The sequence below is a fragment of the Prevotella corporis DSM 18810 = JCM 8529 genome (genome assembly GCF_000430525.1).
GTDB classification, from domain to species: domain Bacteria; phylum Bacteroidota; class Bacteroidia; order Bacteroidales; family Bacteroidaceae; genus Prevotella; species Prevotella corporis.
In genome coordinates this window covers 92261-112124 of sequence record NZ_KE387157.1, presented here as the reverse complement: position 1 = coordinate 112124, position 19864 = coordinate 92261, and the positions used below count along the sequence as shown (strand labels likewise).

General features: G+C 48.7%; 18 protein-coding genes and 1 pseudogene. 5 read left to right on the top strand and 14 right to left on the bottom strand.

The genetic code is table 11. The annotated features are described in order from the left end of the window. The first annotated feature begins 4 nt into the window (after positions 1-4). Positions 5-949: a hypothetical protein gene (locus H515_RS0111875; RefSeq protein ID WP_028902000.1), complete on the top strand. Its 945-nt coding sequence runs from the start codon at positions 5-7 to the stop codon at positions 947-949. Next, entirely contained in the window at positions 922-1374 is a 453-nt protein-coding gene (locus H515_RS0111870) for a YqaA family protein (RefSeq protein WP_025875009.1), read from the top strand. The genes H515_RS0111875 and H515_RS0111870 overlap by 28 nt, the downstream gene beginning before the upstream one ends. Positions 1375-1385: 11 nt before the next feature. Here the strand turns inward: H515_RS0111870 and H515_RS13615 are convergent, their stop codons facing one another. The 8 genes from H515_RS13615 to H515_RS0111830 all read right to left on the bottom strand — a co-directional run bounded on the left by H515_RS13615 (position 1386) and on the right by H515_RS0111830 (position 9240). Next, positions 1386-2132 carry a YczE/YyaS/YitT family protein gene (locus H515_RS13615; RefSeq protein WP_025875008.1) on the bottom strand — a complete coding sequence of 249 codons (747 nt, stop codon included), beginning with the start codon at positions 2130-2132 and terminating at the stop codon, positions 1386-1388. Between the two features lie 446 nt (positions 2133-2578). Further along, positions 2579-2950 (bottom strand): hypothetical protein, encoded by a 372-nt coding sequence (locus H515_RS0111860; protein WP_025875007.1) that lies wholly within the window; start codon positions 2948-2950, stop codon positions 2579-2581. Positions 2951-3034: 84 nt separating this feature from the next. Next, the gene (locus tag H515_RS0111855; protein ID WP_025875006.1) at positions 3035-3745 is read right to left on the bottom strand and encodes a hypothetical protein; all 711 of its coding nucleotides are present in this window, start codon (positions 3743-3745) and stop codon (positions 3035-3037) included. A gap of 27 nt (positions 3746-3772) precedes the next feature. Beyond that, positions 3773-4807 carry a hypothetical protein gene (locus H515_RS0111850; protein WP_025875005.1) on the bottom strand — a complete coding sequence of 345 codons (1035 nt, stop codon included), beginning with the start codon at positions 4805-4807 and terminating at the stop codon, positions 3773-3775. Positions 4808-4921: 114 nt separating this feature from the next. After that, positions 4922-5272: an MGMT family protein gene (locus H515_RS13610; RefSeq protein ID WP_025875004.1), complete on the bottom strand. Its 351-nt coding sequence runs from the start codon at positions 5270-5272 to the stop codon at positions 4922-4924. Positions 5273-5283: 11 nt separating this feature from the next. Further along, on the bottom strand, positions 5284-5907 hold the full coding sequence (locus H515_RS0111840; RefSeq protein WP_025875002.1) for a DUF2284 domain-containing protein: 624 nt from the start codon (positions 5905-5907) through the stop codon (positions 5284-5286). 185 nt (positions 5908-6092) lie between these two features. After that, a complete protein-coding gene (locus H515_RS13605; RefSeq protein ID WP_051274788.1) occupies positions 6093-8285 on the bottom strand; it encodes a tetratricopeptide repeat protein in 2193 nt (730 codons plus the stop codon). A 61-nt stretch (positions 8286-8346) separates the two neighbouring features. Next, positions 8347-9240 (bottom strand): ABC transporter substrate-binding protein, encoded by an 894-nt coding sequence (locus H515_RS0111830; protein ID WP_028901999.1) that lies wholly within the window; start codon positions 9238-9240, stop codon positions 8347-8349. A 61-nt stretch (positions 9241-9301) separates the two neighbouring features. On the opposite strand from H515_RS0111830, the gene radA reads away from it, so the two are divergent. Beyond that, complete coding sequence (gene radA / locus H515_RS0111825) at positions 9302-10681, top strand: DNA repair protein RadA (RefSeq protein ID WP_025875000.1); 1380 nt, start codon at positions 9302-9304, stop codon at positions 10679-10681. Between the two features lie 406 nt (positions 10682-11087). Here radA and H515_RS0111820 read toward each other — a convergent pair whose 3' ends face one another. From H515_RS0111820 to H515_RS14960, 4 genes are all read right to left on the bottom strand, one after another. Beyond that, a complete protein-coding gene (locus H515_RS0111820) occupies positions 11088-12443 on the bottom strand; it encodes a DUF389 domain-containing protein (RefSeq protein WP_028901998.1) in 1356 nt (451 codons plus the stop codon). Positions 12444-12683: 240 nt separating this feature from the next. Continuing rightward, entirely contained in the window at positions 12684-13388 is a 705-nt protein-coding gene (locus H515_RS0111815; RefSeq protein WP_028901997.1) for an ABC transporter ATP-binding protein, read from the bottom strand. 58 nt (positions 13389-13446) lie between these two features. Next, positions 13447-14823, bottom strand: a complete 1377-nt coding sequence (locus H515_RS0111810; RefSeq protein WP_028901996.1) for a DUF5687 family protein — start codon at positions 14821-14823, stop codon at positions 13447-13449. 121 nt (positions 14824-14944) lie between these two features. Then, a complete protein-coding gene (locus H515_RS14960) occupies positions 14945-15196 on the bottom strand; it encodes a hypothetical protein (RefSeq protein ID WP_211231993.1) in 252 nt (83 codons plus the stop codon). Between the two features lie 240 nt (positions 15197-15436). Here H515_RS14960 and H515_RS0111795 point away from each other — a divergent pair, with 240 nt between their 5' ends. Both H515_RS0111795 and H515_RS15170 read left to right on the top strand, forming a co-directional pair. Beyond that, the gene (locus H515_RS0111795) at positions 15437-16627 is read left to right on the top strand and encodes a CobW family GTP-binding protein (protein WP_028901994.1); all 1191 of its coding nucleotides are present in this window, start codon (positions 15437-15439) and stop codon (positions 16625-16627) included. 172 nt (positions 16628-16799) lie between these two features. Further along, a pseudogene (locus tag H515_RS15170) lies at positions 16800-16946 on the top strand (IS982 family transposase); the annotation flags it as partial. Between the two features lie 234 nt (positions 16947-17180). On the opposite strand, the gene H515_RS0111790 reads toward H515_RS15170, so the two are convergent. Both H515_RS0111790 and H515_RS0111785 read right to left on the bottom strand, forming a co-directional pair. Continuing rightward, positions 17181-17660, bottom strand: coding sequence for a hypothetical protein (locus H515_RS0111790; RefSeq protein WP_025874996.1), 480 nt, complete (start codon positions 17658-17660; stop codon positions 17181-17183). Positions 17661-17677: 17 nt separating this feature from the next. Continuing rightward, positions 17678-19837 (bottom strand): peptidase domain-containing ABC transporter, encoded by a 2160-nt coding sequence (locus tag H515_RS0111785; protein WP_407635966.1) that lies wholly within the window; start codon positions 19835-19837, stop codon positions 17678-17680. Positions 19838-19864: the final 27 nt, after the last annotated feature.

Below are 19864 nucleotides of genomic sequence, written 5' to 3'. Positions count from 1 at the left end.
GATTATGCAAAGAAAGCGCATACAAAACAAGATTTCAGAAAGCCGATGGTCGCTGCCTGTCATAGCGCCGTTGGCTATTTCCATTTGGGTCATGGCCTGTCTGACCGACATCTCGGTGATACCCTCGCTCCTCTGTGTGGTTTTCTCCACCTATTTGATGATGGAACTGAACAATGCGAATGCACTCATCCGCATCTATAGCCGCATCATCTCGTGCACATTCCTACTGTTGGCAACGATGGCCATGTATCATTTCGTCCATCTTCGTGCGGCCATCGTGGTGCTTTGCACCGTCGGTTTCTACACCTGCTCTTTCCGATGCTATCAAGACAACCGTTCTCCGGGATGGATTTTCTATGCTTTCCTATGTGTGGGGTGCAGCAGCGTCGTGTGGGTGCAGACGCTTTACTTCGTGCCACTTCTGTGGCTGATGGTCGGCAAGAACCTTCTGGCGATGAGCCTTCGCAGTTTCGTTTCCTCACTCTTCGGCATTGTATTCCCCCACCTTGTTCTAATAGGCTATTTCATCTGGACAAACCAGCCAGAAAGGGTCATCAGCCATTTTCAGTCGCTTGGACAATTCGGACAAGTGCTTGACTATAAGATTCTTTCCCTTAATCAAATCATCACTGTAGTCTGGTTAATCGTCTGCGCTGCCATTGGTACGGTGCATTGTGTACGGCAGAAACGCAGTGACAGTATCCGTACACGGCTGCTTTATAATTTTCTTATCAACGTCGATTGGATGGCCATTGCTTTCCTAATCGTTCAGCCCCAACACTATGAGCCCTTACTGGGCATCATCACCGTGACGACCTCTCCCATCATCGGACATTTCCTCGCACTCACCTATACCAAATGGAGTAACCTCACTTTCAAAGTGTTGGGCCTCGGAACCATTGCCATTTTGCTTTTCAACCTATGGACATCATCACCCATTTTCTTTTAGATTACGGTTATTGGGGAATGCTGATAGCCGCCTTTTTGGCAGGCAGTTTCTTCCCTTTCAGCAGCGAGGCGGTCATGCTCGGTTTGCTGGCGGGCGGACTCCACCCCACTCCGCTCGTCGTTTATGGCAGCATCGGCAATATCCTCGGCTCGATGTTCAACTACGGAGTGGGACGTCTTGGCAACCTTGAATGGATTGAACGATACCTGCATGTTAAGCAGGAGTCGCTCGACAAGGCCCGACGGTTCATGGCCGGACGAGGTGCGTGGATGGGATTCTTCGCCTTTCTCCCCATCATCGGTAGCGCCATCACCATCGTGCTTGGGCTAACGCGCGCCAATCTGCCCATCAGCATCTTCAGTATCTCATTCGGGAAGATCCTGCGCTATGCCGTCTTGCTCTGGGGAGTCGGGCTTATTGCTTGAAAAACAAAGTGTTACCGCTTATCGGCTTTGTAAACGTGTTGGCGTTGCAAAGCCAAATTGTCGCTATGAGGAATGAAAATGTAGTCGATCCATGAGATGTGTCGGGCGAAGAACCGCACCATGAAGCCCACATAGAACATCGAAATCAGCGTGCCGATGCCGATTAGCTTCCAGTCCCAGAAGCCAAAGAACACGAACATGAAGACAACGCCGATGGTGACAAGACTTGTGTCGGAGCAAATCTTAACTTTGCCGAACTCTTTCTTGAGGAACTGAGCGATTGCGAGTGGAAATCCCTCGCCGGCGAGCATCAACGAGTCGCAGCGCACTTCGCAAGCGATTCCGAAAGCAAGCAGTCCGCCGCCCAATAGCAGCTCGGCCAGTCGGAGCGGATAGCCGATGAGGGGGTTCATGGTGAAGGGAACTTGCAGGAAACTTGTCATCCACATGGTCAGGTCGGTATAGAATCCGAAGAGAAAGCTGACGAGAATCTGTGTCAACTGCAACTTGTCGTAGTCTTTGCGGAGCAAAACTATCTGTGTAGTGATGAAAAACACGTGCATGCAGATGGTCAACTGGCCCATTGTCAGTGGCATTCCAGGTACTAACGACAGCACGTAGGGCGGAGCAGAGATGGGCGACGAACCCAGATTGGCCCTGATAGAGAGCGATGTTCCGAATGCGATGATAAAAAGAATAAAAACGAAACTGATGTAGCGACGGGTCCATTCCCGTCTGCTTCTGTATTCTCTGCTCATGATTGATGTTGAAAAACTGGGTGCAAAGTTATGACTTTTTTCGATAACCACCTAAATAAATTCCTTCTTTATCGCATCTCTTGTTAAATAAACCTTAACGGGTCATGAGTGCCTTTAGTGGTTTTATCTGACTGACGGACAGATCTTTGTCGTTCTTCCAAGAGGGAACGACTGGGAAACGGCCTACAGACGAATGCTACAAGACTGTGAACCATATTGTTATCATCCAATCGTGAACGTGCAACTAATGACAGATTGGCGATGAAAATTCACCGTCGGTTTCCGTTCGCTCATCAACGGCCATGCAAAAGGTCACCTTTTGCACGGTCATAGCTCACCTTTTGGCATGCGAAAGCTCACCTTTTAAAAACAAATCCCTATCATGTTGATAATCAGAGGCTTGTATCTATGAGTTTAAACGATGGATATTGGATGTTATTTGGGACTTATTCAGCCGCCGAGTCCTCCCACTTCTTCCACTCTTTCATGGCTTCTTTCCAGTCGGTGGCCTCGCCCTTGTCGATGGCCTCTTTCTCTCTGGCTGCCGCGTCACGTGCCTTGTCGCGCGCCCGCTTGGCTTTCATGTCGGCAATGGTCGCCTCGTCGAGAATCTCTATTGCGCCACGGGCTACCGCCTCGTGCAGTTCCACATCGCCAAAAGCCTTGCCCGGCTCATTGAAATCGGATATGTTGAATTCGTAATCCACCCGTAAGTCGTGGCGGATGAGCTTCTGCTGATAGCGGTTGGCAGAACTTTTGCGTCGCAGCAACTTCGCTATCTCTTGTATTTCCTTTTCCGAAAATTTATTTCTTCCCATGCTTTTATTCTTTCATGTGTGAGTTGTCAGATGCGTTTTTGTCCGTCGTCCCCTCCGTTCGGTGAGCCGTCGCACGATGTTCAGTCAGAGCATCGACAAGTCTTGGTGAGCCATGCTCATTTCGTTCATGAGCGTTTCAAAGTTGTCGGAGTTCATTGCCACGCGCCTGAATATCATCTCAAGGTTGTCTCCCTCAATCTCTACAGGCTCGTCGTGAAGCAAGGCCACCATTCCGTGAAGCATCAGCCTGTAAACGGTGGTCTGGTGGAGAGCCTGAAGTTCCGAACGGCCAGCCGTCAGTCCGCTGGCATAGGCCTGCATCAGGGTTCTCACCACCGATCGGATGGCTAACGCAACGGGAATCTCGTCTGTCGGCCCGTCACCCCGATCGTATTCGGCGAAGAAAGCCGACACAGGTTGCAGCCGTCCGTTGAGCAACGACCCCATTTGCCGCCTGTATTCGCCTGTCAGAGCATCGTAGAGAGGCCTCGATCCGCAGGCATAGCGCAGCAGAATCTTCGGCGATGTCGAGTCGGAGAACCGCCGTTTGCGCATGTCTTCGGCAACGGCTTCGGCGTCGTCATAGTTCAGACGGATGAGAATCGGAAAAAGTACGTTCACAAAATGAGCCGACAACGTGTTATAGTTGTCGGCTGTTATCTGTTTTATCTCTCGTGGCTCAGGGTTGGTTTTGCCAGGCATCCGTGCATCAATCTGTCCCGATATGAATCCGTTGAAGAATCCTTTGCACATGGCTGCCACCACCTTGAACCGGCTGATGGTTGTTAATCGCATTGTCTTTGTTTCGCTATGTTTATCTTCTTATCTGTGTCCGCCGAAGCTACCGTTGTTCTTTGGCGTCGATGGTCTTGGCTGTGGCGTGGTGGTTCTTGTGGTACCGTTGCCGAATGAGCTGTTGCTGCCCGTTCTGTTTGTGGATGGACGAGTCGTTCCGGCACCGAACGTCGAGTTATTGTTGTTGTTCTTCGGACGATTGGTCGTCGTTGTCGTAGTCGTCGGTCGGTTCACCGTTCCGCCTCTTGAACCTCCGAACCGGCTGTCGCTGTTGCTCGGCTGTATGCGTTGTCCAGGACGAACGGTGACAGGCTTACGGTTGGTGTTGTCATTGGCATTTCCGAAAGAGCGACTGTTGTCGAATGAGCTTCTCTTCTGGTTGCCATAGGTGCGCCGTCCGTTGTTGTTGCCGTTGACAGGCGTCTTCACCACGTTGCGCCTGCTGCCGTTTCCCCAGCTTCTGCCACGGTTTGTCACCACGGGTTGTCCCCTACGCTCGCCAAATCGTCCAGCATAGTAGCTGTTACGGTGACGGTTGCGACCGCCACGGTAGGTGTCGTAATAGACGGGGCGTGAGCGGTAGTAGTAGCGTGGGTTGTTGTATCGGTCGTAAACGCTGAACGCAAAGCTGTTGTCGTACCAGTAAATCGGACGATAGAAATAGTCTATGTTCACGAAATAATTGTACTGGCTTGCATTAAGCACATAGAAAATGTCGCTGTTTCGTCGAGCCCAGTAGTCGCCGTAGATTGAGCTTTCGCCCCGCATGTTGAGCAAATAGTCGAGGTTTATCTCATAGATGGCCTCGAATTGTGCGTCGGAGAGTCCGAGTTCGTAGGCCATTTTGTCCGAAAGGAAGTATGCCTGTTGCCGTGCATCCTCGTAAGCTATTCCCGGATAACCGTAGTTCGCATCGTAACCGACGCCGTAGCCAGCATCATAGACTGTGCTTGAAGAGTAGATAGGTGCTGATCCGCCCCCTTCAAGGTACATTGTTCCGCACGATGTAAGTCCCATTGTCGTTGCGAGGGCTGCTGATAGAATGATATAGTGACGTTTCATAACTTTATATATTTAATGTGTTCAACTTCTTCTTCTCTTGTTTTCTGTATGCAAATGTAAGGGTATTATTCCACAACGGCAAGGGAGGAATCCTAAATAGTTGTGGGGATATCCCTACTTTTGCAGGGGAAAACGAGCCGATGCGCCATTGCCCAGCCAGTCGTCCATCACCCCATAGCGATGCAAATCAACGCAACCGCTCAGCCGAAACTCAATGCCCTCGCTCTCAAGCAGACCGCGCTGAGCCGTCCAGCCAGGTACGAGCCGCCCTTGCGCATTGACGACCCGATGACAGGGCAGCCCTGACGCTTCGGCTGCTCCGTGAAGGACGTAGCCTACCAGCCTTGCGTTTTGCGGACGGCCAATGAGCGTGGCTATTTGGCCATAGGTGATTACCCTTCCGTAGGGCACTTGCGCCACGATGTTATAGACATCGTCCTGAAAAGAATCCGTCGTCAGAGTCATCGGTTGAGTGTTTATTCCAAAATTAGTGTGCTGTCGTTGGTCAGTAGGGCCGTCACGAGGGTTATGTACTCAGGCAACCGGTCGCGTTTGCCCCACTTCAGCTCTATGCCCAGTAAGTCTTGGGTGGTCTTTCCGAGGTCGAATCCCACCGCTTCGAGCGATACCCGCACGTCGTCGGGGTGCCGACAGGGCTTGTTTTCCAACCTTGTGCACGGTTTTGTGCCACAAAGCAGACAGCGAGAGCCCAGAAAACAGATGCTGCCGGGCGACCGACGCTCGTATTTTCGCAGATAGGCCGATGCCTTGGTGAGTCCGAAACGCATCGCGTCATCGCACACCTTTCTCACCGATTCCTCGGTCGTCGTCTGCTCAAGGGTGGCCTTGTCGAATGTCATCTTTGAGCCGAGGATGTGTGCATACTTGTATTTGTCAACGTAATAGGCCACGTCAAACTCGCAAGGCGGACAGGTCCAAGACTGTCCGAACTTATGGCATTGCTTGCATAAGCTCAGGAACCGCTCTACGTCTCTGTACCCTTTTGCATAATCCGACACAGGAATCGTGGTGACAACGTGCGACAAACTGAATCCCATTCCTTCGGCTTCGCCTACCGAAGTTAAAGTCCTTATGTTCATATAATTGTATGTTTATGTATGGAAAGTTGCGATATTAATGTACAGTGGCTCTGAAATGAGGGGCGGAAAGTCAGGAAAATCAAACTGGGTGGCCCGTGAAAAGGGCGCAATGGCTTGTCAATGCCTCGGCCATCACCCATCGGCTGTCGTGAAAACGGTCAGCAACGGCGCGGCATGTCTCATCTTCACGACAACAATTCCTCACCGCTGTTACGACGGTCGTTCACCAAGCCGAGCATCAACTGTTGGTCAGTGGGTGTGATTCCGTTAGCGATGAGCATGGAATTGTCATTGAAAAACTCGATCATGATGTCCTTCTGGGGCTCCAGCTCCTGCCATTTCCTGAAATAATCGCGAGCTTCGGCGATGTTTCGGCTTATCCATTGCGCATAGGCGGCATTGAGATAATCCTCCGAAACGGGACCGTCGGCCAGCAACTGACCATAAATCGCTTGCGCTTTCACGGCATTCTTGTCGCAGAGGAGCACCCATGCCAGCACCCTTAGTATGCTTTTGTCGTCTGGATGGTTCAGGTTCAGCTCGTAAAGCTTGTTCAATGCCTCCTTGTTGCGGTCTGAAAACATCAGGCAAAGGCTGTAATTGATGGCATAGAACTTCTTTTCGGGCTGCAGTTCCATGAGCTTCTCGTAATGTTCGATGGCCTCTGAGAATGCTTTTGTCTGCATATTGAGATTCGCCATGCCCTTCAACGCCCACTCGTTGTAAGGTTCCTTGTCCAAAACACAGTCGAAACATTCGTAGGCCGTTGTGAGATCGTCGTTCCGAACTGCATCGTAGGCTTTCAAAATCTTGAAGTTCACGCTTTCCGAATCAAAGCAAGCGAGGAGCGAATGCAGATGATCGTAATGCTTATACTTGTTCAGAAAGAGGGCGACGCTCAACATTTGCTTCTCAATGAGAAAGGGATTAAATGCCTCATTCACAAAGAAAAATGACTTACTGTTCATGGATTCCGTGAAGGGATCTGACAAATCGTTGCGTTGTTGCTGATTGATGCGGAAGAAGCGGTAGAGGTCTTGCAGATACATTCTGCGCAAGTAGGTCGGCTTATCCGATACTTCCTTGTTGTCTCCGAAACCTATCGTGTCGCCAGACTTCAGTACCTCAAGCATGTTGGCGGGCAATTTGCTGATAACTGATGACATGGCGAGCGCCAGCGAATACTTATCGGACTCGCAAAAGTGACCTTTTTCAAGCAGAAGTTCAAGAAACTGCGTGTCGCCGAGCTTCCTTGTGACCTCCATCAGTCCGGGATGCTGCACGAAAAATGGCGCAAACCAGTTGGAAAGGTCATTGAAGAACGGGAAACGCTTCATCTGTCGGAATCCGCCGAAATAGATATCGGACCCCTGTTCCTGCATTTTCATCATCTTTTGGATGTTCTCCTCCATGATTTCCATCTTCTGTTCGTCGGCGTCGGGGTGCATAATGCTCTCCATTGGGTCGTCTTCCTTCTCGCTGATGCCGAACCTACTGATGTCCAAACCTGAGTTTTGGACAAGGTTGGGCATGATATCGCGTTGTATTTTGTCATTATCGCGCTCTGCATCCATACAATGGAAGAACTGCATCTGCAGACTCACAAGCTCGTGGAGCACTTCTTCCTGATGGAAAAATCCCTCAATGAGGGCCGATTGCTCATCTCCGAACATCGGATGGTCGCCCAACGCAAGCACCCAGCCCACCAACGACCGCTGGCGGACACCCTCCTCACTGGCTTTCGCATAGACATCGACAAGCACCCGTAGCTTGTTCAGGTCATAGACATTCATCGCCGACAACGTGATGGCACTGACAATCACCTGCTGGTCATTGGCATCGATGGTCGGTGAGGTGAGCAATTCAGCATAGAAATCAGCGTCAGAGTTGGTCCATTGGCATGACACGAGGATGGAATTGAACAAGCGATCGACGAACGTCTGGTGACGTGCGTAGATTTCTTCCATCTTCGTCTGTCTAACCGTTTCTGGCTCAAGGGAGAGTAAAGCCACTTCAGAGACAAAATTTTCGAGTACCGAACGCAGGAAGCCGTGCGCCATATTGAGTCTGTCGGCTGAGCGAAAGGCATTCACATAAGTGGTTTTATTCTTGCATCGCCAACTAATGTCGAGGTCGGCGACCACCCGATAAAGTCGCTGCAGTAAGGATTTGTAGAGCGTCTCTCGTTGTGGATCGACGAAACCACGGAGATGATAGTCGCACATGAGGTCGTAGTCGTGGGCAATGGCAAGAAACTCTTCGTGTCCGATGAGCGAAGCCTTCCCGTAATACAAGTTTTTGAGAAGCGATATTGCCTCTCCCAGTCGCGACATGTCGAGTTTTTCCAGTGTCTCGTTGATGGTTTGTTCTGCGTTCAATCTGTTATCGTTTTTGTTGTTTTACTACTTTAATGTATAAATCTATTGCTTTGTTTTACATTCATTTACCTTGTGCCTTCATAATGTCTGCCGGTCGTGGCGAAATGATGCGCTTGTAAGTCAGTTTAGGCAATGATTTCACCACCCTCTCATCGACTTTCATATACTTGCAAATCAGCGCCGAATAATACTTCGCGCCGTTCTTATTGATTAAGTCAACAGCTTTGTTATAGGCTTTCTGAAACTCTTCTTGCTTGTTAATGTCCGATTCGCCGACGAAAACTATCACTCCGGGTGCGAAAGCATCCTCTGCGGAGTTGTAAAGCACATTATTCTCCCATACCAAGGCCTGTGTCGCCTGTGGTTCGGTGGCCCAAATGGCATCAATCTCATCGTTCTGCAACATCTTCAGCCGCACGAAGACGTCGTTGATTTGAGCTTTATACACCTGATACTTAGGCTTTCCCTCTTTGATGACCTTCGAAGTCAGATAGGCGGTTATGGAGTTGCGGGTCATGGCCACAATCTTGTCGCTCAGATCGGCGAGCTTTTTGATTTTCGACTTACGGTTAGCGATCAGCTGCCATGTGGCATTGGTCTCCGTCAGGTACACCAACGGCACGTGATACCTGCGTTTCAGCCTCTCGGCACGAAACAAATCGGTTGTCGATGCTTGCACCCGACGCCGCAGCATGGCTGTGTCGCAATCCATCTGCGCAGTATAATATAGTAGTCTAATATCTACTTTAGTCGTATCGTATAACAAACTGTCTTTCAATAGATAAATAGGCAGACAGTCCATCGTGGGCATAACGCCCACCTTAAAGGCGGCTTCGTAGGCTTCATGGTCAGCGCGCACCTGTTTTTGCCTCTGCAATGCCTTCTCCTGTTCTGACTTTCCGCATGCAGACAGCAACACAACGGCAACGAGCAACAAGTATTTATATCTTCTCATATCATGCAAAATTAATGATAAATTTTGTAACCAAGAAAATTATTCTTACTTTTGTCGTATTATGGCGAAGGATAAGATAGCATACGTCTGCGACAACTGCGGACAGGAAAGTACGAAATGGATTGGCAAATGTCCGAATTGCGGACAGTGGAACACGTTTAAGGAGTTTCGTATCAAGGCCGACACGGGGCGAAACATCGGCGAAAAACTGACACGGGGCACCTTTGGAGTAGCCAGAAAGAACGCTCCGCAGCCGCTCAGCAAAGTTTCCTATCATGAGGAGTCGCGTATCGACATGCGTGATGCCGAGCTGAACCGTGTGCTTGGTGGCGGACTGGTGGCCGGAAGCATGGTGCTCATCGGCGGCGAGCCCGGAATCGGAAAGAGTACGCTGACCCTTCAGACCATTCTCCACATCGATCGCCGTGTGCTCTACGTCAGTGGCGAGGAAAGTCCTCAGCAGATAAAAATGAGAGCGGAGCGACTTGCAGACCATATCGCCGAAAACATCATCATCCTGTCAGAGACCTCGCTTGAAAAGATATTCGACAGCATCAAGGAAGTTCAGCCTGAATTGCTCATAGTTGACTCAATACAAACCGTTGCTACAGAAACCGTTGCGAGTAGTGCTGGAAGTATTGCTCAAATACGTGAGTGTGCGGCTGCGTTGCTTCAACTGGCGAAGGCAAGTGGCATACCGGTGTTGCTGATAGGCCATATCAACAAGGAGGGGTCGATAGCCGGACCGAAGGTGTTGGAGCACATTGTGGACACCGTTATACAGTTTGAGGGCGACCAACATTATATGTACCGCATTTTAAGGAGCATCAAAAATCGCTTCGGCTCGACCTCTGAACTGGGCATTTATGAGATGCAACAGAATGGTTTGCGACAAGTGAGCAACCCATCTGAACTGCTTCTCACCGACTGGCACGACAATCTGTCGGGGGTGGCCATATCGAGTGCCATCGAAGGAGTGCGCCCTTTCCTCGTCGAAACGCAGGCTTTGGTGTCGTCTGCTGCCTACGGAACACCCCAGAGGTCGGCCACGGGCTTCGACCAGCGACGTCTGAACATGCTGTTGGCCGTGCTTGAGAAGCGTGTGGGCTTCAAACTGATGCAGAAAGACGTGTTTCTCAACATTGCTGGCGGACTACGCATCACCGATATGGCCATGGATTTGAGCGTTATTTCGGCCGTTCTCTCCTCGAATGTCGATACTCCCATCGAGGCGGGCTGGTGTATGGCCGGCGAAGTGGGACTGAGTGGCGAGGTGCGGCCGGTGAACCGCATAGAACAGCGTATCTCTGAAGCCGAAAAACTTGGCTTTCAGCATATTATCATACCACGCAACAATGCGCAAGGACTCAAGGGAAAGTTCCAGATTGGCATCCATCCTGTTGCGAAAGTTGAGGAAGCGCTCCGTCTGCTCTTCGGTTGATGTCTCGATGAAATGGGCTTTTCTCACATCTTGGGTACTCATCCGAATGACGAGGCTGGGTACTTGCAGATCAGAATCTTATCTACTGTTGAACAAACGATTGTCGTATAGATTTGAACAACGGAGTAAAAAATATTGACAAGTTCGGCTTTTGGAGCTCTGTTGGCAAAGTATTGAATATCAAATGATTATAGATGGCACTATAAAAGGTCACCTATTGCCTTGCGAAAGCTTACCTTTCGTGTGGTAATACATGACCTTTTACATTGTGATAGCTTGCTTGTCGCAATGCTAATCCGAAAATATTTTGCAATAACAGCTGGTTTATCAATCTAAATCATCACTTAAACCGTAATCTGTAAACTGCTATTTAAAAAGTCTTTCCATATCCATAATATACCCGTCATTATTTGGTTGTCACCAAAACAAGACTGTCGCTATTGGTGCGGGCTCTCAACCATTCCTTCATTCGTTGCCGCTCGCTTTCCGACTGCTTGTATTTCGGTGCGAATTTCACCAGTGCCAGCACGTATTTTCGTGGCGGCAGAGTGTCGATTGGCATCTCCTTGACAGGTGTTAGCGTCAGTGAGCGCACATTCGGATAGAGCGTCTTTATTTCAGGGCGCAGCACCTTGGTGGCTTTGTCGTAGCGCTGGTAGTTCGTTACCGCCTCCTTGAGTTTCTCAATCTCAAGTGATTGTTCTTGAATGAGTGACACCTTGTCCTGCGTATTAGGCCGAATGAATCCCATTTCTTCCTCCAATGCAATCAGACTGTCTGGCTGCATGCCTTGTATTATCTCAAGATGGATGCCCTTTAGGCCACTGTACTTGTTCATTTGCGTCTGTGCCTTGGCTATCTGCTCTTCGCTGATGGCGTTTCCTACTGCAACTACCTTGAGTGTACTATCGTTGATGACGTCCTTAGCCACGATTTCCGTTCCCTTGAACCTCAGGTTTTCTTTTACGAAAAGTCCAAGCTGGCGCTCAAACAGGCTGTCTTTCAGCAAGTTTAGGGTCATCATTCCGGCCGGTATCATGGTTAGTATGACGATGGCGGCTATCACTCGGTGAACGAACTTTCGTCGGGCAGCATCCGCAAACTCAGTTTGGTGGAAGCGCATGAGGCGTACCCCGATGTAGGTGGCCACGGTAATGAAAACGGTATTGATGAAATAAAGGAAGAAAGCTCCGGCAAAGTAAGCCAGATTGCCAGTTGCCAATCCGTAACCGGCCGTACAGAGCGGTGGCATGAGTGCCGTTGCGATGGCCACTCCGGGAATGACGTTGCCCTTGTCCTTGGCACATTGCGCCGTGATGCCGGCGGCACCGCCAAAGAGGGCTATGAGAACGTCATAGATAGTTGGCGCAGTGCGAGCCAAGAGCTCAGACTGGGTGTCTTTGAACGGGGTGAGAAAGAAGTAGATGGTGGCCGTTATGATGCCGATCATGGAGGCGATGAACAGGTTTTTGCCTGCCCTCTTCAACAGTGGCAGGTCGTTGATGCCCACTGCCAGACCTATTCCGAGGATAGGGCCCATCAGCGGTGATATGAGCATGGCGCCGATGATGACAGCCGTTGAGTTGATGTTCAGCCCGAGCGAGGCTATGAATATCGCAAAGATGAGAATCCACAGGTTGGCGCCCCTGAAAGAGATGGTGGCCGTAATGCCTTCTATGATTGCTGCTTCACGATCCTTGTCGTTCGACATGTCGAAATAGGCTTTGATATCTTTCCAAAGCGAGAGTTGTTTGTCTGTCATAATCTTTTTAAAGTTCGTACAGTTTGCAAATATAATAAATAAAAATTTATCGTGCAACTCTGCTTCCATCCTATTTATGATTATTCTTGATTTGTGGTCGCTCGGTGGCGACATCGTCAGGGATTAGGTGGCAGGAGGTAGAGGCAATGACAATGGTGTCTGAGGCTGGAGATATGGAATGTTGTTTGTGGGGGAATAAAATACTGGTATTTGAGAAATGGAATGCCGAGGGGTGATCTGTCAGCCACGCTCGAAGTAGTCTTGCAGTTCCTTCTCTGCCGAGCCGTCGTTGTTTTCTAAGTCTTTCACGATGATTCCCTTCTCCATGAGGAGGATTCGGTCACATATCTCACTGATGAAGTTCAGGTTATGGCTTGAGATAAGTACTGTAGTGCCGTGCTCTTTGTTGACTTTTTGGATGAGACGGGATATGTTTATCTGCGACGAAGGGTCGAGATAGTTGAACGGTTCGTCAAGGATTAGAATCTTTGGATGAATGAGCATGGCGCCGATGATGCCTATTTTCTGTCGGTTTCCTTCCGAAAAGTTGCGAATATACTTGCCCGTTCCCATGATTTCATCGCGCATCAGCGGCATGAATGCTTCGAGACGGTGCGACAAAGCGTTGCTGTCGATGCCATATACCTCAGCGATGAAGTCGAAAAACTCCTCCGGCGAGTAGAAGTCGATGAGGAATCGCTTGTCGATGAACGAGCCAGTGTATGTTTTCCATGAGTAATCGTCGGTCACCGCTTTGCCATCGGAGAGCACTCGCCCATCGTCGGCCTTTATCAGGTCAAGAATAAGCCGCATGAGGGTCGTCTTTCCTGCGCCGTTGTTTCCCACAAGACCGATGAGTTCGCCTGATTTCAGTGTGAGGTCGGGGATGTCTATCACGGTGTTGTCTCCGTAGATTTTCTTGAGACTTTCGATTTTGATTTCCATAGGGTCAGGTTTTGCATGTAAAGGGTTGAATGATTGACGGACTGTAGCTCACTGACCGTCATTCGCGGTAGCGCTCAAAGTGTGCGTAACGTCTGCTTTCGTATCGCCGTGCCATCCATCTGATGGCGTTTCGGTGGCCCATCAGTCCGACAATTCCGCACACCGAATAGATGATATAGATGATGTCGGCCTCCAAGAAGTAAAGTGGGACAAGTGGAAGAAGCATCGTACACATGGCGACGGCAAAGGCACTGGCCGAGAATTTACTCCCTTGTGTGTTGATAAAGCCACCGTCGAAGAGGTCGATGCGCTTTGTGTTGAAGCAATAGGTGAGCATAATGAGGTTGCCCAGTCCGATACCGAACAGTGTCGAGCTAAGAATCAGCAGCAGTGGGACACCGAAGAAAATGCAAGTGGGCAGCATCGACAGCGTTCCGGCGAGCGTCAGCGGCATGGCGGCATAGTACTTGCGGTAAAGAATGTCGCACACGGCAACGGGTTTGGTCCACAATCCGTCGAAGAAGTTGCCCTCTATGGCGAAAGTGAATTGCAGATAGAACACCGATAGGCTGATGATGGATAGCGGAATCATGATGCAATGCGCCAGTTCGTGGTGAGATGAGGGATAGTCCAGTGCATAAATATAGGCCTGAAGGACAAATCCCAACGACAGGAGGGCATGCTTTCGCAGTCTCTTTGTGCGCAAGAAGGCTCGGAATTCGAGTGCGTAGAGCGAGCGAAGGCTTTTTCCCGACACGTCGCCGTTGTGCGTTTTCTGTTCGTTATAACTGCGAAGAGAGCCCATATAGCCCATGAGTCCCGTGAGAGAGGCGATGCAAAGCACGATGAAAATGGTGAGATGGACCAGCCATACCCACCCCATCGGGTTGAGAGCATAGCCCCACGCCACGAACAACCACACCAGCCATGCGCCGATGAGGGGCAGTTTCGGCGACCATCCCTGTGCTTTCCGCAATGCTGTGACCGTCAATCCGTTCACCATCGATACCATCAGGAAGAGCATGGCTGACAAAAGGGCTTGCAAGTGTGGCATGACGAAGAAGCCGGCGATGCCCAGTGGCAGCGCCCAGCAGAGATTCCAGAAACTGAAAAAGTTGGAAACGAGGATGAAACGGTTCCAAGACTTGTTGTCGATCGGCCTTGTTTTCAGGAATGCGTCCATCAATGCCGTGTCGTGCTTGAAGAGAAGTTTTCCGAAAACGTCAACCGGCATGATTATCGCCGCCATGACTGGCACGACAAGAGTCCACTCCACTCGGTCCATCTCTCCGCCAAGGTTGATTCCTGACTCAATCACCGTCATGAGAACGACAAGCCCAAGCATCGCATAGACGTATAATGCGAGGAAGAAAGACCGCCACTTGAAGTTGCGGCGCTTCTGTATGAGCCATAGCTTGATGAGCAATTTCAGCATGAGGTGTGTTTAAAGTCGATGTGGGGCATTAGCTTCGCCATGTGGACTATGCGACTTTGTTTGCCAACTGCAAAGTTAATACATGAAAAACAAACTCCAAAGAAAAGTGAAGAAAAATTGTTTATTCCATGACTGGGTCCTGATGGCGCCACATTCCGATGATAATTAGCTGCGCCACCTTTACGAAACCGATTACCGAACCCAAGATGTTGCCGATTGTACCGCACGATGTCAGTGTCGTTGCTGTGAGCGTCGCCGCCATCATTATGGTCTTATTTTTATAAAAATTGTATTCATCTGTTGTTCCTAAAACAGGATTGGCTCGTTGTTTAGTATTTGTTGAGAGTTTGATTTGATATCCAAAATGGCACATTCAACGGCTATCCGCCCGTCCGCAGCATGACTTCCGTTCGCACGATAGTCATGCTCTGTCTGCAAATTTGCTGCCAAATCGGGAAATAACGAACATATTTTGCCAAAAAGTAAAAAAACAATCTTTCTGCCATGCATCATTTGGCATAATTATTGTATCTTTGTACATCTGAAAAGACTTGCACGATAGCCGAATGGTTATCACATCATCGCAGGTCCATCAATTTAAAAACAGACAACAATGAATGATAAAGAAACACCCGTACTCTTGCTGACGGGCTATTTGGGAAGTGGCAAAACAACACTGGTAAACAAGATTCTGGCCAACGAAAAAGGACTGAAATTCGCAGTGATAGTCAACGATATTGGCGAGGTGAACATCGATGCCAGCCTCATTGAGAAAGGAGGGGTGGTCGATCAGAGCGACGACTCGCTCGTGGCCTTGCAGAATGGTTGCATCTGTTGTACGCTGAAGGTTGACCTTGTGAAACAACTCAGCGACATAGTGAGCATGAACAAGTTCGACTACATTGTCATCGAGGCCAGCGGCATTTGTGAACCAGCCCCCATTGCGCAGACCATCAACGTCTATCCGCAGATGTATCCCGACATGGCCAAGGAGGGACGGGCCAAGCTCGATGCCATCGTGACGGTGGTGGATGCACGACGGATGTGCGACGAGTTCTCAGCCGGCAACGATTTGCTGAACAAGAACCTTGAGGAGGACGACATTGAGAACCTGCTCATCCAGCAAATAGAATTCTGCAACATCATATTGCTCAACAAGGCGGCTGACGTGACTGCCGAGGAACTGGGCAAAGTGAAGGCCATCATCAGGGCATTGCAGCCGAAGGCGGAGATTATAGAGTGCAACTACGGTGATGTCGAAATCGAAAGAATCATCGGCACGGGAATATTCGACTTCGACGACGTGGCCACATCAGCCTCATGGATTGCGGCCATCGAGGGAGAGGAGAACCATCACCACGAACACCACCACCATCACGACCATGACGGGGACCACGACCACGACCACCTGCACAACGAAGAAAGTGGCGAGGCGCTGGAATACAACATCCAAACGTTTGTCTATTATCGCCGACGCCCGTTCGACATCAACCTCTTCGATGACTTCGTGGCACGAAAGTGGCCCAAGAACGTCATCCGCTGCAAGGGACTGACCTACTTCGACAGCGAACAAGACATCTGTTACGTTTTCGAACAGGCCGGAAAACAGGTGAGCATGCGCAATGCGGGACAATGGTACGCAACCATGCCGGAGTTTGAGCTGCGCGAGTTCATGAAAAAGAACCCTGGATTGCAAAAGGATTGGGAAGAACCCTACGGCGACCGGATGCAGAAACTCGTTTTCATCGGTCAGGACCTCGACCGTGAGGCCATAACTGCCGACCTCGATAAATGCCTGAAATAAGGGCTGACGGACAACGCTTGGGACGAATCGCCTATCGTGTTGTGAATCAACAAGATAGCCAACGGTAATCAAAAGGTCAGCTATGACATCGTCATAGCTGACCTTTTGCATGCCCATAGCTGACCTTTTACGCGAGTTCGAGATAAAAAAAATCTTAAAAAGTTGGTAATAGGCTGACCTTGTACATTCACGGCATCGATCAATACATAATTTCATCATGAATTTGTGTTCTGCTCTTACAACCTATTGTTTCTTTGACAATAAGCCGGAAGCCCTGCCGGTACACATAGAGAAATCAAGGCAAATGGAACTTTTCTAAAGATTTTCTTATCCCGAACTCGCGTAAAAAGGGCTGATACTTCGTGAGAACTGTCGGCCCTAAATTTGTATCTTACCCAAAAGTTTAGCGGACAGTAATATTTGAAAAACAAGCCCGAAGTACCAATTAAAAGGACTTCGGGCGGAATATTTATGCTCTTTTGAGTTTTAGCGGACAGCAATAAACTAAATCTGCCTTCCTTTTTTCACCGCTTTATTACGATTAAAAAGGAAGTTATATGATGTTTGTTATTCTTTGGATAATCTTTTGAAGTATGCTTTCATTGCTTACAAGTACAGAAGCAGTGCCTGTCATCCCACTGACGAGTTTATACCTGCAAGCCGTTATCCTTACCTGTACCGTGAACACGCTACCTTCTGCCGTTTGTAGGGGCAAATGCGATGTGGCTGTTATTACACCATTAGCAACTCCATAGGTTTCTGCATCGTAGCCCTCAAATTCTATGTTTGCCGTCATTCCTTTTGTTACCCAATTCACATATTTATAGGGAATGTCTATTGTTCCTTGATGTTCGTCTGCCATCTCAATCCTTGCACTGATGGTCTCAGGATAAGGGATAAAGTATGCACCTGTCAGCAGTCCCAATATCACAATGGTGATAATCGTGATACCATAACGAACAATCCTTGATGGTATCTCGCCAATAATATGCCTTACCTTCTCGCTGCGGAGTTCTATCTTATTGTCTACCATAATATTCCTTCCTGCTGTTAGTTGCCCAATTCCAATTGATTCTTCACGAGGTTATAATATGCGCCTCTCTTTGCTGTGAGTGCTTCGTGGTTGCCAAATTCTACCACCTTGCCTTTATCCAATACCACTATTTGGTCAGCATTCTTCACCGTGCTTAGTCGGTGCGCCACGATAACTACCGTCTTGCCTTTGTAGAACTCATCCAGATGCTCCACAATCATTCGCTCGTTATTGGCATCGAGCGAGTTTGTGGCTTCATCAAGGAAAATATAATCGGGGTTCTTGTACACAGCTCTTGCTATCAAGATACGCTGTTTCTGTCCTTGACTCAAACCAACGCCATCGCGACCTATTTTGGTATTATATTTTAATGGCAGTCCCATTACATAATCGTGAATACAGGCTATTTCGGCAGACCTCTGCAATCGCTCTTTGTCTATCTCTTCGTCATCTACGGCAATATTCCTTGCAATGCTCTCGGAGAATATTACACCGTCTTGCATAACCACACCACATTGTCTGCGCCACCACTTCTTATTTAGCGTATTTACACCTGTTCCGCCAATGGTGATTTGTCCTCCCAATACGGGATAATAGCCTAACATCAGTTTGATGAGGGTGGTCTTACCGCTGCCTGAAGCGCCAACAATGGCTGTTACCTTACCTTTGGGGATTGTAAGGCTAACATCATCTATGATAGTTTTCAGTGCGTGAGGGTCGTACTTGAAGTTTACACTTTCAAGTTCTATGCCTTTGTTTTCTTCTTTCACTGAGGTTTCCAATCCTTGCTTTCCGTTCTCATCGTCCATACGATGGATTTCGTTGATACGCTCAAGGCTTATCTTTACATCTTGTACGGAGTAGAAGAAACTCATTAACTGCTCGACAGGTGAGTTGAGTTGTCCGATGATGTATTGCACGGCAAGCATCATACCCAGTGTGAGCTGTCCGTGAATGACAGCTGTTGCTGCCACCACGGTGATAACAATGTTTTTCAGTTCGTTGATAAAAATGCTGCCTGCCTCTTGTGTCTGTTGTAGTTTCAGCGATTTCATCTGCACTCCGAAGAGGTCGGCTTGTACATCTTCCCATTCCCAGCGTCTGCGCTGCTCACAGTCTTGCAGCTTTATCTCCTGCATGGAGGTGATAAATTCGTAAGTCTTGTTGTTGTTGATAGCTTGCTGCTCAAAGAGTTCGTAGTCAAGTACTTTTCTGCGCCTGAGGAAGAGGGCAAGCCAACCACCATAAAGCAGACTGCCGAGCATAAAGATAGCAAAGACAAGCCAGTTATAGGATAGCAACACAATGCTGAACACCACAAAGGTAAAGAGCGAGAACACGATGCTGAGCGTCTGTTGGGTTAAGAACGTGTTCACTCTACTATGGTCGCCCATACGCTGCATAAGGTCGCCCATCAACTTGGTGTCGAAGAACGACATGGGTAGCTTCAAAAGTTTGATGAAGAAGTCGCTCACCAATGATATGTTGATGCGCAGTGAGATGTGCAGCAACAGCCAACGGCGAATAAAGTCTATGGCTGTACGGCTAACCGTGAGCATCAGTTGCCCTAAGAGTATCAGCCAAATAAAGCCGATGTTCTGGTTTTTGATGCCCACGTCCACAATAGATTGAGTGAGGAAAGGCAGAATGAGTTGTAGCAGGCTACCCACGAGCAAACCTAAGACAATCTGCCCGAAGTACTTGCGATATTGCTTGATGTAGCCAAAGAGGAACTTAAACGAGCGTTCCTTTTTGGGCTGTTCCTCCTTCTGCTTTTCATAAAATGCTGGTGTGGGTTCCAAAAACATCGCAATGCCTTTCTCCTCACCGCCAAATTGGGTGCTGATCCAATGCTTCTTGAATTCCTCAAGATTGTATTTTACAAGTCCTTTTGCAGGGTCGGCAATATAAAATTCTTTTTTATGATTAACTTTATATAATACAACAAAATGATTTTGATTCCAATGCAAAATTGAACATAATTTATTGGAAATCAATTCGTCTAATGTTATTTGAACAGAAACAGAATCAAGTCCTATAGATCGTGCCGTTTCCGCAATAGCTTTTAATGAAACACCTTCCTTGGTTGCTTTGCAAATTTTATAAAGTTCGGAAGTGTCGTATTCTTTATCAAATTTTTTACACACCATTGATAAGCAAGATATACCACATTCCATTGAGTCATGCTGTCTTACATATTGTAT

Bases quoted from the DNA above. Each gene is read 5' to 3' on its own strand.
- H515_RS0111875 (WP_028902000.1), top strand. From the start codon at position 5: ATGCAAAGAAAGCGCATACAAAACAAGATTTCAGAAAGCCGATGGTCG.
- H515_RS0111870 (WP_025875009.1), top strand. From the start codon at position 922: ATGGACATCATCACCCATTTTCTTTTAGATTACGGTTATTGGGGAATG.
- H515_RS13615 (WP_025875008.1), bottom strand. From the start codon at position 2,132: ATGAGCAGAGAATACAGAAGCAGACGGGAATGGACCCGTCGCTACATC.
- H515_RS0111860 (WP_025875007.1), bottom strand. From the start codon at position 2,950: ATGGGAAGAAATAAATTTTCGGAAAAGGAAATACAAGAGATAGCGAAG.
- H515_RS0111855 (WP_025875006.1), bottom strand. From the start codon at position 3,745: ATGCGATTAACAACCATCAGCCGGTTCAAGGTGGTGGCAGCCATGTGC.
- H515_RS0111850 (WP_025875005.1), bottom strand. From the start codon at position 4,807: ATGAAACGTCACTATATCATTCTATCAGCAGCCCTCGCAACGACAATG.
- H515_RS13610 (WP_025875004.1), bottom strand. From the start codon at position 5,272: ATGACTCTGACGACGGATTCTTTTCAGGACGATGTCTATAACATCGTG.
- H515_RS0111840 (WP_025875002.1), bottom strand. From the start codon at position 5,907: ATGAACATAAGGACTTTAACTTCGGTAGGCGAAGCCGAAGGAATGGGA.
- H515_RS0111830 (WP_028901999.1), bottom strand. From the start codon at position 9,240: ATGAGAAGATATAAATACTTGTTGCTCGTTGCCGTTGTGTTGCTGTCT.
- radA (WP_025875000.1), top strand. From the start codon at position 9,302: ATGGCGAAGGATAAGATAGCATACGTCTGCGACAACTGCGGACAGGAA.
- H515_RS0111820 (WP_028901998.1), bottom strand. From the start codon at position 12,443: ATGACAGACAAACAACTCTCGCTTTGGAAAGATATCAAAGCCTATTTC.
- H515_RS0111815 (WP_028901997.1), bottom strand. From the start codon at position 13,388: ATGGAAATCAAAATCGAAAGTCTCAAGAAAATCTACGGAGACAACACC.
- H515_RS0111810 (WP_028901996.1), bottom strand. From the start codon at position 14,823: ATGCTGAAATTGCTCATCAAGCTATGGCTCATACAGAAGCGCCGCAAC.
- H515_RS14960 (WP_211231993.1), bottom strand. From the start codon at position 15,196: ATGTGCCATTTTGGATATCAAATCAAACTCTCAACAAATACTAAACAA.
- H515_RS0111795 (WP_028901994.1), top strand. From the start codon at position 15,437: ATGAATGATAAAGAAACACCCGTACTCTTGCTGACGGGCTATTTGGGA.
- H515_RS0111790 (WP_025874996.1), bottom strand. From the start codon at position 17,660: ATGGTAGACAATAAGATAGAACTCCGCAGCGAGAAGGTAAGGCATATT.
- H515_RS0111785 (WP_407635966.1), bottom strand. From the start codon at position 19,837: ATGGAATGTGGTATATCTTGCTTATCAATGGTGTGTAAAAAATTTGAT.